Consider the following 17,221-nt stretch of genomic DNA (forward strand, 5'->3'; position numbering starts at 1 on the left):
TTAGGGAAGAGCAATAATGTCACTATTTCATTCGCTTAGGACGATGCCGCTATTATTGGGGTGTCTGTGTTTTTCTGTTCAGGCATCCACAGAAAAGGTGGAACAGGAAGGTAAGTTTTTACAGTCGTTAGAAGGCATCGAAAATCAAATTTACGCATTACCTCAGAGTTCTTTAGCTTTGATTGAAGCGTTAGAAGAAGAGTCTTTACTACAAAACCAACCAACAGCGCTGTTGGTGCGTTACTGGCTTGCCAAGGCCACGGTTTTAGAGCTGCTAGGGCGCTTAGAAGAGAGTCAGAGTGTCGTTCGAAAAGGATTGGAGCTTGTGCGTCCACAGAGCCATGAGTATCTCCTGTTTAAGCTGATTCAGATGCGAACTATGGTTGGAAAGAGCGATATCGATACCGCGCTTTCTGCGTTGGATAGCTTGTTGGAAACATCGCGTGAGAATGGTGATAAGCAACTTGAATCAGAAATCCTGTTGCTAAAAGGACGCTATTACGATGAGCAAGGTGAGTTTAAAAAATCCTATGCTGCACTTATGTCGTCCATGGATGCGGCTGAATCTTCAGGTGTTCACGGGCTGGTCGAACGTGCAGCACTAGAGCTAGGTGACGTACTTGTCAAAATTCAGGGTTACGACCGATCTGAGGCGCTTTTGGAACAAGCATATCGCTATTTTAGGGATAGGCGTATGTCGTTCAATGAGTTGTTGAGCGTTTTGACGATAGCGAAACTTCATAAAGCACAGTTCCAATACGAAGAGGCGATAGCGTCATATCAGCGAGCGTTAAAGCTGGCTCAAATTATCGGTGATGGACGCTTTAGATTTCGAGTTAACCTTGAACTTGCAGCTTTATATCGCGAGACGAATCAAGAAAAGAAGATGGTTAACCACTTGAAGCTGGCGGAGAATTTACAGTACAGAGAAACGTCTAGCGCGTATTTGGCAACATTTAAGTTGTTACAAGCCGAATATATGTTAGAGCAGCAGCAATTTGAAATACTTTTAGCGATGATCGCACCAATGCTGCCGGAGATTATAGATAGTCGATACGTCAAGCAACAGCAAATGGAGCTACTAAAAGTCGCCGCTATGGCCTATGCGGGAAGCAATGACTTTAAACTAGCATTCGAAACTTACGGTAACTATCACGATAAATTTATCCAATTTAGCAATCAAAGAGAAGTTGAAAATCTTGAGCGCCAGCAGACGTTATTTGAGTTGGAACGACTTGAATATGAAAACGAAGATCTCAATTGGAACAATGTGTTGCAGCGTATGGAGCTAGAAAATAACCGTCGTACTTTTTACTTATTGGGTGAAGCGCTACTTGCGCTCATCGGTGTTCTATTTTTGATGGCGGTAGTATTTCTCGTCGTCAATCGCTCGCGTTTGAGAATGCGTCGCCTCGCAAAGACAGACACATTGACAGGGTTGTTCAATCGCCGTTTTTTAGAGGACTGGTTCACTATGCCAGTAGAAGTGAGGCGTGAGCGAAAAGAGAAACCGGTACCTCAATCTAAGCAAGAAAAAATACAACACTTTGTTTTTGAGCAAGTCGAGCAAGTTAAGTACGGTTATCTAGCTTTAAATAAATGGGTAGATAGCAAACTCGATAAACAGAAAATGGTGCCAAATAAACCACAATCGGGGCCAGTAACTTTAGCGTTAATCGATGTGGATTATTTCAAGCAGGTAAATGATACCTATGGGCATGTGTTTGGAGATACCGTACTAACGGGCGTTGCCAAAGTGTTGGAGGAAACTGTACGTGAAAACGACATTGTTGCTCGCTTTGGTGGTGAAGAGTTTGTTGTTGTTATGCCCAATACAGACCATGAAAACGCCCTTATTACTGCCGAACGTTTACGTAGCGCTTTATCCCTACATGGCTTTGTTACGGAACAGAAAGAAGAAGTGAGAGTGACCTGTAGTTTTGGAGTCGTTACCACTGAAGATAATGAGATGAGCTTTAAATCACTTTGCGATCAGGCCGATAAATTGCTTTATCAAGCGAAAGCGAACGGACGCAACTGCGTGAAAGGTCGCTCGCTAGCGTAACAGAAATCAAGAGTTCAGGCTCATCGCACGATGAATCTGAACTTATCCCTCCCATTTACTTTGATAGCCAAGTGACTTTGAGATCCTTGCTTCGAATATAAAACGCTGAATCTAACATCTTAAAGTCACTTGGCGATATTACTTAAAAATGGCTTAAGGATATCGAATCGCATATTCATGGCGTTCAACATAACCTCTCTTTTTGCCTCCTTCACCTTCAAAGTGCGAATGCCACTTGTGTCTACAAAACTATAACAAACTAGTGTGTCTATTCTTTGTACAAATAAACCGTGTACAGGTGAAATGATTAGTGGTCGATATAAATTTTTTGTGGCACAGATTTTTGTTGTTCAAAAATCAACTCGTTCATCATCGTTTTAAAAATAGAGAAAGATTTAAGTGTTTGATTTTGTTTTTCTTGTTTGTTTGTTCTTAAACTGAAATCTAGTTATCCCGACAAGTTCTTACCGAGCGATTTTTCGTACACCCTCAACTTTTCATCCTTTTTTACTAACATTTTTCTTTAAAAATAATTTGAGTTCGAATTAATTTTCAGGCATTTTATATTTAACTAACCGTTCAATTAAAAATAACAGGGACGCAAAATGCCAAAGGTGGGGATGCCTGAAATCAGAAAACCGCAGCTTGTGAAAGCGACAATGTCAGTGATTGATAGAGTCGGTTTACACGCGGCGAGTATTTCGTTAATCAGCAAAGAAGCCGGTGTATCAACGGGGATTATCAACCACTATTTCGGTGGTAAGCACGGATTGCTGGAGGAAACGATGCGAGAAATCTTGCGTCAGCTTTCGTCCACTATCACACAGAAGTTACGTGAGCTGCCAAGTGATGCTCATCACCAAAGAATTAATGCAATCATTGACGGTAACTTTGTCGGCTATCAGGCAGAAAACCAAGTTGCTAAGACTTGGCTGGCGTTTTGGTCGTACTCAATGCATGACGAGCAGCTCAAGCGTTTACAGCGTGTCAACGAACGACGTCTATTGTCCCACCTAAGAAAAGAACTCAAAGCATTATTAAATGCAGAGCAGGCTGAATTGGTTGCTCATGGTATTGCATCACTTATTGATGGAATTTGGCTGCGCGGAACGCTCAACCCGCAAGGCATTGATGCAGAAAGAGCGAGAATCATCATCAACGATTATCTCGAAAAACAACTTACGTTTTATTCTGAAAAAATATAAAAGTTACAGGTCTTCAAAATGGAAATGAAAGCACACTATATCAATGGTGCGATGTACGACGGGTGTTCAGATGAACACTTCACCACTTACAATCCGGCGAATGGTGAGCCATTGGCCAACATTAAACAAGCGAACCAAGACGATCTTCAAGCAGCGATTGAATCGGCAAAAAAAGGTTTTGCTGCATGGTCGGCGATGACTGCGATTGAGCGCAGCCGTATTTTACACAAAGCCGTTGCCATTTTACGTGAGCGTAATGACGAGTTGGCTGCATTGGAAGTGGCAGATACTGGTAAGCCCATTCAAGAAGCTATCGCGGTTGATGTCACAACAGGTGCCGATGTTCTTGAGTACTACGCTGGCCTTGCTCCAAGTCTACAAGGTGAACAGCAGCCGCTCAGCGACGATCAGTTTTTCTATACACGTCGTGAGCCATTGGGCATTTGCGCGGGTATTGGCGCTTGGAATTATCCAATTCAAATTGCGATGTGGAAATCGGCGCCAGCACTGGCTGCGGGCAACGCAATGATCTTCAAGCCATCAGAAGAAACACCATTAACGGCGCTTAAGCTCGCCGAAATTTATTCAGAAGCGGGCATGCCAGATGGCGTATTTAATGTCGTGCAAGGGGATTACCGAGTAGGACAGATGCTAACGGCGCATCCTGATATCGCAAAAGTTTCATTCACGGGTGAGTCAGGCACCGGTAAAGTCGTCATGAGTGACAGCGCTAAGACACTAAAACAAGTAACGATGGAGCTTGGTGGTAAGTCTCCACTGATTATTTTTGATGATGCGAAGTTAAACGATGCCGTTTCTGCGGCCATGGTGGCGAACTTCTACACCCAAGGTGAGGTTTGTACGCACGGTACACGTGTATTTGTCCATGAAGGTATTTATGACGACTTTATCGCACAGCTTAAAGCCCGAACCGACCTGTTAGTCGTCGGCGATCCGCTTGATGAGAACACGCAAATTGGCGCGCTAATCTCTAAAGATCATGAATCGAAAGTTCTAGGAGCGATTGAAGCCGCGAAAGCGAGTGGCGCGACGTTACTCACTGGCGGCTACAAAGTAACAGACAATGGCCTAGCTAATGGTAACTTTGTTGCTCCAACCGTATTTGTCGATTGCGATGATGACATGAGCCACGTTCAACAAGAAATCTTTGGCCCGGTAATGTCAGTCCTAAAATTCCGCGATGAGTCGGAAGTGATTGCGCGTGCAAATGGCACAGATTATGGCTTAGCGGCAGGTGTATTTACTCAAAACCTATCTCGTGCGCACCGTGTGATCCATCAAATTCAAGCGGGTATTTGTTGGGTGAACACATGGGGTGACTCACCTGCAGAAATGCCAGTTGGCGGCTACAAGCAATCAGGTGTTGGCCGTGAAAACGGAGTTGAGACCCTTAAGCATTACACACAAACGAAGAGTGTTCTGGTTCAGCTAAGCGACTTCGAAAGCCCTTACAAATGATACTACTCATAGTAGATAACTGACCACTTTAGCTTGTTAAAATGCTCGATAACTACGTTGTCAATTTTGATTGTAGGTTAACTACTTATCGAAAATTTCCGCCTTGTTCTCAAGCATTTTTCCTACGCTAATTTCGTTCACTTATCTAGGGTGATTAGTATTAACTCCTAGGAGAATAAAAATGCAACAACACTACGATTACATCATCGTCGGTGCGGGTTCGGCCGGCTGTGTGTTAGCGGATCGCTTAAGTGAAAGTGGTCAAAATTCGGTCCTATTACTCGAAGCGGGTGGGTCGGATAAAAGTATTTTTATCCAAATGCCAACAGCGCTTTCTTACCCGATGAACACTGAAAAATACGCGTGGCAGTTTGAGACGGTTGAAGAGCAAGGGTTGGATGGTCGCCAACTTCATTGTCCTCGCGGAAAAGTTCTGGGCGGTAGCTCATCTATCAACGGCATGGTTTACGTTCGCGGACACGCTTGTGACTTTGACCAGTGGGAAGAGGAAGGCGCGAAAGGCTGGAATTATCAGTCGTGTTTGCCTTATTTCCGTAAAGCAGAGTCTTGGATTGGTGGTGCTGATGAATATCGGGGCGATCACGGTCCAGTCGGCACATGTAACGGCAACGATATGAAGCTCAATCCACTGTACCAAGCTTTTATTGATGCAGGCAAAGAAGCGGGCTACCCAGAAACAAAAGATTACAACGGTTATCAGCAAGAGGGCTTTGGCCCAATGCATATGACCGTCGACAAAGGCGTACGCGCTTCGACCTCTAATGCATACTTAAGCCGCGCTAAAAAACGCAAAAACTTCACCCTAATGAAGAGGGTGACGGTTCATCGAGTTTTATTAGAAGAAACTGGTTCAGAAGGAAAGAAAGCGGTAGGCGTTGAATTTGAAAAGTCAGGTTCAATTCAGCAATGTTTTGCGAATAATGAAGTGATTTCGAGTGCGGGTTCGGTTGGCTCCGTTCAGCTGTTGCAGCTTTCAGGCATTGGCCCTAAGGCAGTATTAGAAAAAGCGGGCATTGAGGTGAAACACTCGTTGGAGGGGGTAGGTAAAAACCTGCAAGATCACTTAGAAGTGTACTTCCAATATCACTGTAAGCAACCTATCACGCTCAACAGCAAATTAGGTTTGGTGAGCAAGGGCTTGATTGGTACTGAGTGGATATTAACTCGCAAAGGCCTTGGTGCTACTAACCACTTTGAATCGTGTGCGTTTATCCGCTCTCGAGAAGGGCTAAAGTGGCCAAATATTCAATATCACTTCTTGCCAGCGGCAATGCGTTATGACGGGCAAGCTGCTTTTGATGGTCATGGTTTCCAAGTGCACGTTGGACCTAACAAGCCAGAAAGTCGCGGGTCGGTCGAAGTTGTCTCTGCGAATCCGAATGATAAGCCGAAGATTGAGTTTAACTACATTTCCACTGAACAAGATAAGCAGGATTGGCGTGATTGTATTCGCCTTACTCGCGAGATCCTCAATCAGCCAGCCATGGATGAGTTTCGTGGGGATGAGATCCAACCCGGTCTGAACATCACAACGGATGAACAGATTGATGAATGGGTGAAGCAAAACGTCGAGAGTGCTTACCATCCATCTTGTACCTGCAAAATGGGCGCAGATAATGACCCATTAGCCGTCTTAAATGAGCGATGCCAAGTACGCGGTATTCAAGGCTTGCGTGTGGTGGACTCTTCTATTTTCCCAACCATTCCGAACGGTAATTTAAATGCGCCAACGATTATGGTGGCAGAACGCGCCGCGGATATGATTTTGGATAACGCCCTAGAAACGTCGAACAACGTACCAGTTTGGATTGCACCGGACTGGCAAGAGATGCAACGAATGCATCCGCCAAAAAGAGATCTCGATTCGATCTCATAAAATGAAAAAGTCAGTAATCATTACAAGGAATTCAACATGTCTAAGATGACAAAAATCTTCTCAACAATTGCACTAAGTACTTTAGCAACAGGCGCTTACGCCAACCAATGTGAAACGGTTCGTTTCGCAGATGTAGGTTGGACTGACATCACAGCGACCACTGCCGTTACATCAGAGTTACTTAAAGGGTTGGGGTACAAAACGAAGACCGATCTTCTGTCTGTGCCTGTAACTTACTCCTCTATGGCTAATGGCGATATCGACATTTTCCTAGGTAACTGGATGCCAACGATGGAAGGTGATATCGCGAAATACCGTGATGCAGGTACTGTTGAAACCGTACGCGCGAACCTCGTTGGCGCAAAGTACACGCTAGCGGTTCCAAAATACGTTTATGACGCAGGCGTAACCAACTTCGCTGACCTAGTAAAACATGCCGACAAATTTAAAGACCGCATTTACGGCATTGAACCAGGAAACGATGGCAACCGCTTAATTCAGTCAATGATTGATAGCAACGCATTCGGCCTAAAAGATTTCAGCCTAGTTGAGTCCAGTGAAGCTGGCATGGTGTCTCAAGTATCACGTGCCGCACGCCGCAATCAATGGATTGTGTACCTAGGTTGGGCGCCGCACCCAATGAATAGTAACGTTGAAATGGAATATCTAGCGGGTGGTGATGACTTCTTCGGTCCTAACTACGGCGGCGCGAACGTCTACACAAACGTACGTAAAAATTACCTCGCTGAGTGTCCAAATGTAGGTCAGCTAGTGAAAAATCTAGAGTTTAACCTAGAAATGGAAAATGAACTGATGGAAGCGATTCTTAACCAGAAACAGAAGCCATCAAAAGCAGCGCAAGCATGGTTGAATGCAAACCAAGAGCAAATTGCAGCGTGGCTAGAAGGCGTGAAAACGGTGGATGGCCAAGATGCGCTAACAGCTATTACAAACTACTTAAAAACAAACGCTTAATAAGCAGTATTTGAGCTCGTTTTTTTAAAAGAAAGTGGGCAGTTTTGCCCGCTTCATTAACACAAAGGTTTTATTTTGAATTTTATTACGGACAACAAACTACCGTTGGGCCAATGGATGGAAACTGGCGTCGATTGGTTAACCATCAATGCATCGGGTTTTTTCGATGCAATCTCTATTACACTTGAAACGATCATTCTTTTCGTGGTGGACATTTTTAAATGGATGCCACCTGCAGCGCCAATCATTATGACGGCGGCAATTGCTTGGTTCTTACATCGCAGCATTCCTCTTGTCGTATTTATCGTGTTGGCCTTACTCGCAATTCTCAACCTTGGTTACTGGCAAGAAATGCTGGAAACCTTTGTCCTTGTGTTTGCAGCGACAACGATTTCCGTATTAATTGGCGTGCCGTTGGGCATTATGGCGGCGCACCGTCCTTGGTTATACACCTTGTTGCGGCCAATACTCGATTTAATGCAGACCGTACCGACATTCGTTTACCTAATTCCAACCTTGGTTCTGTTTGGCTTAGGTATTGTCCCTGGTCTAATCTCGACCATCATTTTCGCTATCGCTGCACCCATTCGATTGACGTACCTCGGCATTATTAAAGTGCCGGAGGAGCTACTTGAAGCGGGTAAAGCATTTGGTGCCAGCCGCATGAAGCTACTGTTTAAGGTGGAGTTACCTGCGGCATTGCCAAGTATTATGGCTGGCGTTACGCAGTGCATTATGTTGTCTCTGTCTATGGTAGTCATTGCGGCGCTTGTTGGTGCTGATGGACTTGGTAAACCAGTCGTACGCGCACTGAATACGGTAAACATCTCGCAAGGTTTTGAAGCTGGTTTAGCGATTGTACTCGTTGCCATCATTCTTGATCGCTTGTGTAAAGCACCAAACCAGAAGGAGGCATAATCATGGACGCTATTACTATTAAAAATCTTGATGTCGTTTTTGGTCAGCAACAAGCACAGGCGCTAGCACTACTAGATCAAGGGAAGTCTCGACAAGAAATCATTGATGAAACTGGCCAAGTGGTTGGGGTTGATAATGTTTCGCTGAACGTGAAACAGGGTGAGATCTGTGTCTTGATGGGGCTTTCGGGCTCGGGTAAATCAAGTTTGCTGCGAACGGTTAACGGATTGAACGATATCTCTCGTGGCTCTCTGAAAATCAAAGATGGCGACGATATGGTTGAGCTCTCTAACTGTGACGAACAGAAGCTGCGCCACCTTCGTACGCACCGCGTGTCCATGGTGTTTCAGAAGTTTGCATTGATGCCATGGTTAACGGTGTTAGACAATGTAGCGTTTGGTCTAGAGATGCAAGGCATTGGTAAAGCTGAGCGCCGTAAAAAAGCGCGTGAACAGCTCGAAATGGTCGGTTTGTCTGAGTGGGAAACGAAATTCCCGCACGAGCTCTCTGGTGGTATGCAGCAGCGTGTTGGCCTAGCGCGAGCGTTCGCGATGGACACAGATATCTTGTTAATGGATGAGCCGTTTTCAGCGCTTGACCCATTGATTCGTGCTCAGCTTCAAGATGAATTGATTCTGCTGCAAGAAAAGCTAAACAAAACCATTCTTTTTGTGAGTCACGACTTGGATGAGGCGCTTAAAATCGGCAACAACATCGCCATTATGGAATCAGGAAAGCTGATTCAACATGGCAAGCCAGAACAGATCATTCTTGCTCCAGAAAACGATTATGTGGCGGACTTTGTTGCTCACACTAATCCATTAAATGTGCTGAAGGGACGTTCCTTAATGCGTGACGATTTGGTTCGCGAAGATACGCGTGTTCTGATTTGCCCTGATAAAGATATTTGGGTGATACAAGAGAGCAAGGGGTTAAGTTTAGCGGATAAAGGTAAATCGTTGATTCAATGGAAGAGCGATTCTTCGAACCTTGATGAAGTTAATGAAAACTCTCTGGTTCAGGTTAGCCCAGAAATCAGTATGCGAGAAGCGATTGAACTTAAACAGCGCAGCAATCAGCCTCTGCTTATGGTTGAAGATAATAAGCTGGTTGGTGTGTTAAGCGACAATGAGCTTTACGATGCATTGCTTGGTAATTTTAAGTCAGAGCAAGTTGCGTAACGTTGACGCAGAACCAAGTAAAAAAGAGCCGCACATTAATGCGGCTCTTTTTAGTTTAAACAATGAGTTAAGTCGCTAAGCTAAGACAATGGTCGACTATAGAGTCGTAATTACCTCATCCATTGCAAGGCGTGCTTTTGGAAGACCATGATTGTAATCTTCCCCATCTTTATGGTAGCCAATCGCCAGCGCAACTTCACAAATATGGCCCTCGAGCTCTTCTTTAAACTCTTCTCCAATCAGAGCCGGATCGACACCTTCCATCGGTGTTGAATCAATGCCTAGTCGTGCCAATGTGTGTAGTAGGTTGCCTAGTGCCAAATAGACTTGTGCTTTTGTCCAGTTTCCGTTGAAGCCATTTTCGTCCGTATTTGCATCGGCAAAAGCGTAAGCACCCATAAAGTTGTTGTACATCTCCGCTGGCAAGTGGCCAGATGTTACTTCTGCATCCACACGTTTCGCAAATTTCTCTTTAGTAAATTTAGGATCGTAAGCAAACAGAATCGTATGTGATGCGGCTTTCGCGTGTGGTTGGTTAAACTGGTGCATATTTGCAAACGTATTGTGGAAACGTTGCTTCGCTTCATCACTTTCAATAACGATGAATTTCCATGGTTGTGAGTTGATAGAAGACGCCGACAAACGCAGTGCTTCTTTGATTATCGCCATGTCTTCTTGAGAAACGCGCTTGGTTTCATCATATTTTTTTGCAGTGTAACGGTTATTTAGATCGGTAATGATTTGATGGGACACGTTTATATCCTCTTTATGTGATGACAGATGAGGATGCACTAGCATCGAAAACCATGCGTACCTCGAATATGGGTTCATGATAATGGATATTTTTTCATTGATAAGAGGGTGTTTATTTAAATCACTTTTTACTTTTTGTTGAAAATCGATGTGAGTTGATCGATTTGAAACTTAAAAGTCCTTATTTGGAAGCTTTTATTTGATATTAAATTAAACTCATATTGAGGCGTAGGGGAAAGCAACATGAACGTGATTGAAGTTTTTAATGATAGCTATGAACGTTGTACTTCAGATCAGGAGTTTTTCGACTTGTTCTACAAAAATTTATGGTCGAAAAGCGCCAACTTTAGACAGAAGTTTGACGGTATAGACATGCACCAACAAGTGAGAATGCTTAGAGGGTCTATCGTGTTTTTTATGATGGCAGATACCTCGACCGAAGCGCACAAAATGGTGGAAAAGTATGGGAAAAAGCATGCAAGTGCAGATATTGGTATAGAGCCGCAGGATTTTGATGTTTGGCTTGAGAGTTTGTTAGAAACGGTTCGGCAGTGTGATTCTGGGTACGATGCCGATGTTGAAACCGCTTGGCGAACATGCTTTAAAACGGGCTTAGAAGTAATGAAACAAGAATGTGATAAAGAAGATGGGCACATCCTTAAAGCGAGTACCAAATAAGGAAGTAACGTGAGTGGTCGTTACTTCCTAGGGGCAGAATCTTACTTATCTTGTGTCTCTTTATTCTTTTTCACCGCTTCGGCGATATCACTGACAGCTTCGACAAGATTGATCGGCATTGGAAAAATAATAGTGGATGTTTTGTCTGTAGTGATTTCAGTGAGTGTCTGCATGTAACGTAATTGCAGTGCATTCGGTGCTTCGTTGAGCATTTGCGCTGCTTCTTTTAATTTATTTGAAGCCTCTAACTCACCAGTAGCGTGAATGATCTTCGCCCTACGGTTACGTTCTGCTTCTGCCTGACGGGCTAGGGCTCTGACCATGCTGTCATTTAAATCAACATGTTTGACTTCAACCGTAGCAATCTTGATTCCCCAGTCATCAGTCTGTTGATCGAGAATGGATTGTAAATCCTTATTGAGGCGTTCTCGCTCTGATAGCAATTCATCGAGTTCATGCTGACCCAATACCGAGCGCAGCGTGGTTTGTGCTAACTGACTGGTGGCATCGCTGTAGCTTTCAATATTGTTAATCGCCATTTGAGGATCGACTACGCGAAAATAAACGACCGCGTTGACGCGCACAGAAACGTTATCTTTGGTAATTAAATCTTGTGTCGGCACATCCAAAACGACAGTACGTAAATCAACCCTCACCATTTGCTGAATAAATGGGATAAGGATGATCAAACCAGGTCCTTTGACTTCTTGAAATCGACCAAGAAAGAACACAACCCCACGTTCGTATTCTCTCAAAACTTTGAACATTTGGGTCGCTAGTGCGAACAGCAGCACCACGATCACCGCAACGGTATAGAGCATCATAAAGCGCCTCCTATTTATTTTGGCGGTCATCAGGCATCACAGTTAAGGTCAGCCCTTTAACATTAACAATGGTGACGTGATCACCTTGTTTGAATTGTTGATGGTCTTTGGCTTTAGCTCGCCATAAAGCACCGTTGAGTTGAACGCGTCCTTCGCCATCGATAAAGTCATCGCTTACCACAGCGACCTTCCCAGGGTAAGTCTCTAAACCCGTCGTTACACGCCGGCGGCGAATTTTGAGCAGCAGGCCGACGGTCAGCACGATTAGAGCTACGGAAAATATGGCAATACCAAAAATCAAAGGAAGGGCGATCTGGAACCCTGGTAACTCACTGTCCATGAGAAATATCGAACCGAGTACAAAGGCGACAACACCGCCTAAGCCCAAAATACCAAAGCTCGGGCTGAATGCTTCCGCTATCATTAGTGCAATACCGAGTAACAGCAGACCAAGACCTGCGTAGTTGACGGGCATCATTTGTAATGCGTACATGGCAAGAAGCAGACAAATCCCACCTAGCACACCGGGTAAGCCAATTCCTGGGTTGTAAAATTCAAGAAGTAAACCGTAGATGCCGATGAGCATTAGAATGTAGGCAACGTTTGGATTGGTGATAACGGCTAACATTTCTGCTCGCCAATCTGGCGTTCTTTCAACCCATGTTGGATTTTCAAGTGACAATGTCACAGTGCGATTGTTTACTTTAACTGTTTGCCCATCTATGGCTTTGACTAAGTCCTCTGGAGAATTGGCGACGTAATCGATCACGTTTAATTCTAATGCTTCTGTTGCATCCAAGCTCGCCGCTTCGCTTACTGCTTTCTCTGCCCATTCTGCATTTCGTCCATGAAGTTTTGCTAAGCCTTTAATGTAGGCTTTGGCGTCGTTAATTACCTTTTTCTCCATTGCGGTTTTAGCGGGAACTTTCTCTGAGCTTTCGTTGGTTCCTTCTGGCGTTTCTTCCGCGTTTTGATCTTTGCCATCATCCGATGAAGGAGGTTGAGGCGTACCACCTAACGCGACGGGCGTTGCAGCTCCGAGGTTTGTCGCTTCAGCCATGGCGGCTACGTGACTAGCGAGCAAGATGTATGTTCCTGCACTGGCAGCTCTAGAACCAGATGGGCCGACCCAAGTTGCAATGGGAGTCGAGGAGGTGGTAATCGCGTGAATAATATCTCGCATTGCGCTATCTAAGCCGCCTGGTGTGTCCATCTCTAAGATCACTAAACTGACACCGTTTAGTTGAGCTTCTTCTATTTCACGAGATAAATAGTCGCTAGTAGCAGGCCCTATAGCGCCTTTGACAGGAACAATCCAAACGGTATTCGCCAGTGCTTGACTGGCAATCAAGAGTAAAGGTAAGAACCATATCCATAGTCGTTTCATGCAGTCCTCCTTGTGTGGTCACAGGGACTTTTTGAAATCCTAATTCAAGTATATCCAAATAACTTAGAGATGCTTGAGTATAGGTTCTAATGAATAAGTTGCCGAGGCTAATTAGGAGACTACTTTTTTATATATAAACGCTGTGTGAGATAGTAAACTAAAGCAAATTATTGGTAATTGTGATGTTTATGTTTATTGTTCAGCGTTTGATTAAGTTGGCCGTTATCTGTGCCGTTTTCTTTACTATTTTCGATCTGATCTCCTATGGAGAGGTGACTTGGTTTCAACGGTTTTTGGCTTTTCTACACTAAACTCAGATTTCAATACGTTAGCTACTCATAAGGCGATAGGTTTCTTCCTATTCGCCTTATTACTCCCTCTTCAACCAAAGCCTTAAACAAAGCAATACTTAACTCGTTTTTTCAACTTCCTGTCGGTGGAAAAAACGCCAAAATGCAACTAAATTCATATCAATGACAAGTTTAAGGTATGTAGTTGATGAGGCAATTCAGCGCAATCGCACTAGCTGTTGTAACACTCATTTTGAGCCAAACAACAACCGCAAGAAACGCGAAGATGTTAGGTGATATCTCCCTAGTTCAGCCCATACAGGGTGATCCTAATGTGGATATTAAGCTAGCGAGAATTGGCTGGCATCTCTTCCGCGATCCTCAATTATCGTCAAATGGTAATGTCAGCTGTGCGACATGCCACAATCTGCAAACCAATGGCGCTGAAAATACACCTGTCTCTACGGGGGTGAAAGGTGATGGAATTAGAAATTCTATAACAGTGTTTAATGCAGCGTTAAATTATCGTTTTTTATGGGATGGTACGGAAAACACCTTGATGGCTCAGATTGATGGTCCAATCCATAATCCAATGGAAATGGACTCAAACTGGCAAACAATAGAGCAATATGTAAAAGAGAGTGAACATTATCAAGCTCTATTTAATCGTGACGGTGAATTGCCGATTAACGTTCATAATATCAAGTCCGCTATTGTGGAGTTTGTTGAAGGGCTGCAGACGCCTGGCGCACCATTCGATGCTTACTTATTGGGTTACACGCATGTACTGAGTGAACAGCAAATCAGAGGTTGGAAAACATTTCAGACTTCAGGTTGTGTGCAGTGTCATCAGGGCAAAAATATCGGCGGAGCGATGATCCAAAGGTTCGCCTATTTCAAGGATAAGCCAGTAGTAGAGGACTCGGGCAGGCAACTCGTTACGATAGAAGATGAAGAGCGATTCTATTTTAGAGTAGCCAGTTTACGCAATGTCGCGCTAACGAGTCCTTATTTTCATAATGGGCAAGTCGATAAGTTATCCGACGCGATACAAATCATGGCTAAAACCCAGCTCGGTATAACGATGAACGATGAGAATGTCGCGGACATTGAAGCATTCTTGCAGTCGTTGACAGCACCTAGACCCATAATTTTAGAGGTGTTGGAAAATGAATAAATTCAAACTGATCAACTTTTGCTTTTTTATTGGGATACTGACGTGCTGCACACTGGCGTATATGTCGTATATGAATTCAAAAAACGCTCAAGAATTTCATGCAGGGCTAATGAATATCGGACATGAGTTGATTGAAGAGCGTGATGTTATCGTGAACCGATATGCCGTTGAAGATAGGAAAAACTATGAGTTAACAACATCTTTAGTAGAGATAGAAATCGCAGCACAGGCACTGTTGGAATCATCAAAGGCATCAGTTTGGTTTCCCGTGACACCCAATCGTATAAAAGTTAGGGATACGCTTGAACAGTTTAAGGAGCGAGTGCTTCAAACAACGTTGAAGCTTGATATGTTAATTGGTGTTCAGGTAGAAAATCGGTATGCATTACTCATGTTGTTCAATTTATATCAGCAAGAGGTTTCTACCGAGAGCGGTCAATCATTGGGTGGCAGTCGTTATTTTGAATTTCTCAACCAGTTGCTTCTAACACAAACTGAAGTTGAGAGTGAAAAAGAAGCGAACTTCCTTAAACGGCTTCAAACGAGTGATAAAAGAATTGAATTGCTGACGAATGAACTGCTTGATCACACTTATATTGAGTTTGTCGAAAGCTCAGAGCATCGGTTACTCAATATTGCTCAAAGTGAGGCGCGTTTTACGTGGTTGTTTGTATTTATCGCGGTGATGTTTCTAGTTAGCGCGTTTGTTTATCAGTCACATCACCGAATGCATAACTTAAAACAGTTGAATCTTGAAATTGAAGAGGCGAGAAACAAAGCCGAGCGAGCGGCAAAAGCGAAATCAAATTTTCTTGCTGCAATGAGTCACGAACTAAGAACGCCGATGAATGGCGTACTAGGGCTTTCTCAAATGATTGCAGAAGAGACCAAAGAGCCGACGACGAAAGAGCACATTAGGGTTATTCTTGACTCTGGCCAGCATCTGATGACTATCCTCAACGATATTTTGGATTTTTCTAAAGTTGAAGAAAACAAACTGGAATTTGAGCAAGCTAAGTTTAAGCTCGATCAAGTGCTTTCTCCGGTGTGTAGCGCAATAAAACCACTTGTTGATGAAAAAAATATCGAGCTAATCTTGGAAAACGAGGTTTCTGAATATACTGAATTTACTGGGGATTGTGCGCGTTTACGACAGATCTTATTTAATCTCGCCGGTAACGCGGTGAAGTTTACCAATGAAGGGCATGTGCTGGTTAGAACCGAGTTAGATGAATCGAATCAGTTGTTGGTCATGTGCGTGAGCGACACCGGTATTGGTATTGCGCCAGACAAGCACGAGCATATTTTTAACTCGTTTGAGCAAGCAGACTCATCAACGACTCGAAGGTTCGGCGGAACAGGGCTTGGGTTAGCCATCGTCAAAAAACTAACCGATTTGATGGGTGGCCATATTACTCTGAAGAGTATAGAAGGCGTTGGAAGTCAATTTATCGTTGAGTTGCCGATTCCTTGGGTAGAATCTGCTCCGAAAAAGCAGCAAGAAGCACCGAAACCTCGCGCAAAATCACACCATTTAAAGATACTACTTGCTGATGATAATCGTGTGAATGCCATTGTGGCAAAAGGGTTTTGCGAAAAGCTCGGGCATGAAGTGGATGTTGCAGAAAATGGATTAATCGCGGTTAAAAAGGCGAAAGAGAACGAGTACGACCTGATCTTGATGGACAACCATATGCCCGAGATGAATGGCGTTGAGGCGACACGCGTTATCCGACAAGAGTTAGGTATTAAGACATTACTCTTTGCGTACACGGCAGACGTATTTCGTGAAGCTCACGATAGCTTTATTGAAGCAGGAGCAGACCATGTGCTGACAAAACCGCTACAGCATGAGAGCTTTTCAGACGCTCTCAAACAGTTTGCCGCCAGACTCGAACCGAAACAGAATCCGCCACTAACGAGTGACAGCAATGTGCTTCAATTGCAACGTAAGCCAATCGAGAACTTAAGGTTAACAGAGGAAGAACTCTCCCGTTCAGGCATGTTTACTTCTTTACGAGATGAGCCAGAAGCGCTCGACGAGTTGCTAAAAAGCATTATTGTCGATTTTGAGACTTCTGTTGATGAACTTATTGAATACTTTATGGCTGAAGACTTTGCTTCATTAGAGCTGACGTTGCACAAAACGAAAGGGATGGCACTGAACCTAAGTTTACCTATTTTGGCGAGCCAAACGGAGGCCCTGGAAACTCAACTTAAAGCCAACCAAAGTCCCGAGATTGAGCAGTTGCAGATGCTGATCAATCGGTTACAGGTCAACATCCATCAGTCTCATAGACTTTTGGATGATATCCAGAAGAACAATGCCGATCCTCAACAGATTTTATAGTCCCTGTGAGTGCGATGCTTTCCTTAACTCATTTTGTTGTGG

13 protein-coding genes are annotated in these 17,221 nt (G+C 43.9%); 10 read left to right on the forward strand and 3 right to left on the reverse strand.

Going from position 1 to position 17,221, the window contains the following annotated elements:
• Positions 1-43 precede the first annotated feature (43 nt).
• The 7 genes from N646_RS20055 (at position 44) to choV (ending at position 9,720) form a co-directional block, all read left to right on the forward strand.
• Positions 44-2,065: a tetratricopeptide repeat-containing diguanylate cyclase gene (locus N646_RS20055; RefSeq protein WP_031777149.1), complete on the forward strand. Its 2,022-nt coding sequence runs from the start codon at positions 44-46 to the stop codon at positions 2,063-2,065.
• A gap of 605 nt (positions 2,066-2,670) precedes the next feature.
• On the forward strand, positions 2,671-3,270 hold the full coding sequence (gene betI / locus N646_RS20060; protein WP_017820329.1) for a transcriptional regulator BetI: 600 nt from the start codon (positions 2,671-2,673) through the stop codon (positions 3,268-3,270).
• Between the two features lie 18 nt (positions 3,271-3,288).
• Positions 3,289-4,749 (forward strand): betaine-aldehyde dehydrogenase, encoded by a 1,461-nt coding sequence (betB, locus tag N646_RS20065; RefSeq protein ID WP_017820328.1) that lies wholly within the window; start codon positions 3,289-3,291, stop codon positions 4,747-4,749.
• Between the two features lie 181 nt (positions 4,750-4,930).
• The gene (gene betA / locus N646_RS20070; protein WP_005382647.1) at positions 4,931-6,646 is read left to right on the forward strand and encodes a choline dehydrogenase; all 1,716 of its coding nucleotides are present in this window, start codon (positions 4,931-4,933) and stop codon (positions 6,644-6,646) included.
• Between the two features lie 36 nt (positions 6,647-6,682).
• The gene (locus tag N646_RS20075; protein WP_017820327.1) at positions 6,683-7,621 is read left to right on the forward strand and encodes a choline ABC transporter substrate-binding protein; all 939 of its coding nucleotides are present in this window, start codon (positions 6,683-6,685) and stop codon (positions 7,619-7,621) included.
• A gap of 75 nt (positions 7,622-7,696) precedes the next feature.
• Entirely contained in the window at positions 7,697-8,539 is an 843-nt protein-coding gene (gene choW, locus N646_RS20080; protein ID WP_005392552.1) for a choline ABC transporter permease subunit, read from the forward strand.
• A 2-nt stretch (positions 8,540-8,541) separates the two neighbouring features.
• Complete coding sequence (gene choV, locus N646_RS20085; protein WP_017633664.1) at positions 8,542-9,720, forward strand: choline ABC transporter ATP-binding protein; 1,179 nt, start codon at positions 8,542-8,544, stop codon at positions 9,718-9,720.
• 96 nt (positions 9,721-9,816) lie between these two features.
• On the opposite strand, the gene N646_RS20090 is transcribed toward choV, so the two are convergent.
• The gene (locus N646_RS20090) at positions 9,817-10,473 is read right to left on the reverse strand and encodes an NAD(P)H-dependent oxidoreductase (RefSeq protein ID WP_017633663.1); all 657 of its coding nucleotides are present in this window, start codon (positions 10,471-10,473) and stop codon (positions 9,817-9,819) included.
• A gap of 243 nt (positions 10,474-10,716) precedes the next feature.
• On the opposite strand from N646_RS20090, the gene N646_RS20095 reads away from it, so the two are divergent.
• A complete protein-coding gene (locus N646_RS20095) occupies positions 10,717-11,151 on the forward strand; it encodes a globin (RefSeq protein WP_017633662.1) in 435 nt (144 codons plus the stop codon).
• A 41-nt stretch (positions 11,152-11,192) separates the two neighbouring features.
• Here the strand turns inward: N646_RS20095 and N646_RS20100 are convergent, their stop codons facing one another.
• The gene (locus tag N646_RS20100) at positions 11,193-11,975 is read right to left on the reverse strand and encodes a slipin family protein (RefSeq protein WP_005373196.1); all 783 of its coding nucleotides are present in this window, start codon (positions 11,973-11,975) and stop codon (positions 11,193-11,195) included.
• A 10-nt stretch (positions 11,976-11,985) separates the two neighbouring features.
• The gene (locus tag N646_RS20105) at positions 11,986-13,362 is read right to left on the reverse strand and encodes an NfeD family protein (protein ID WP_017820326.1); all 1,377 of its coding nucleotides are present in this window, start codon (positions 13,360-13,362) and stop codon (positions 11,986-11,988) included.
• 498 nt (positions 13,363-13,860) lie between these two features.
• On the opposite strand from N646_RS20105, the gene N646_RS20110 reads away from it, so the two are divergent.
• A complete protein-coding gene (locus tag N646_RS20110; RefSeq protein ID WP_017820324.1) occupies positions 13,861-14,829 on the forward strand; it encodes a cytochrome-c peroxidase in 969 nt (322 codons plus the stop codon).
• Positions 14,822-17,179, forward strand: coding sequence for an ATP-binding protein (locus tag N646_RS20115; protein WP_017820323.1), 2,358 nt, complete (start codon positions 14,822-14,824; stop codon positions 17,177-17,179). The genes N646_RS20110 and N646_RS20115 overlap by 8 nt, the downstream gene beginning before the upstream one ends.
• The last annotated feature ends 42 nt before the right edge of the window (positions 17,180-17,221 follow it).

This window comes from Vibrio alginolyticus NBRC 15630 = ATCC 17749 (assembly GCF_000354175.2).
Classification (GTDB): Bacteria; Pseudomonadota; Gammaproteobacteria; order Enterobacterales; family Vibrionaceae; genus Vibrio; species Vibrio alginolyticus.

Coding starts and splice junctions, on each gene's coding strand:
- N646_RS20105 (WP_017820326.1), bottom strand. CDS start 13,362: ATGAAACGACTATGGATATGGTTCTTACCTTTACTCTTGATTGCCAGT.
- choV (WP_017633664.1), top strand. CDS start 8,542: ATGGACGCTATTACTATTAAAAATCTTGATGTCGTTTTTGGTCAGCAA.
- betB (WP_017820328.1), top strand. CDS start 3,289: ATGGAAATGAAAGCACACTATATCAATGGTGCGATGTACGACGGGTGT.
- N646_RS20100 (WP_005373196.1), bottom strand. CDS start 11,975: ATGATGCTCTATACCGTTGCGGTGATCGTGGTGCTGCTGTTCGCACTA.
- betI (WP_017820329.1), top strand. CDS start 2,671: ATGCCAAAGGTGGGGATGCCTGAAATCAGAAAACCGCAGCTTGTGAAA.
- N646_RS20115 (WP_017820323.1), top strand. CDS start 14,822: ATGAATAAATTCAAACTGATCAACTTTTGCTTTTTTATTGGGATACTG.
- N646_RS20110 (WP_017820324.1), top strand. CDS start 13,861: ATGAGGCAATTCAGCGCAATCGCACTAGCTGTTGTAACACTCATTTTG.
- N646_RS20095 (WP_017633662.1), top strand. CDS start 10,717: ATGAACGTGATTGAAGTTTTTAATGATAGCTATGAACGTTGTACTTCA.
- betA (WP_005382647.1), top strand. CDS start 4,931: ATGCAACAACACTACGATTACATCATCGTCGGTGCGGGTTCGGCCGGC.
- N646_RS20075 (WP_017820327.1), top strand. CDS start 6,683: ATGTCTAAGATGACAAAAATCTTCTCAACAATTGCACTAAGTACTTTA.
- N646_RS20055 (WP_031777149.1), top strand. CDS start 44: ATGCCGCTATTATTGGGGTGTCTGTGTTTTTCTGTTCAGGCATCCACA.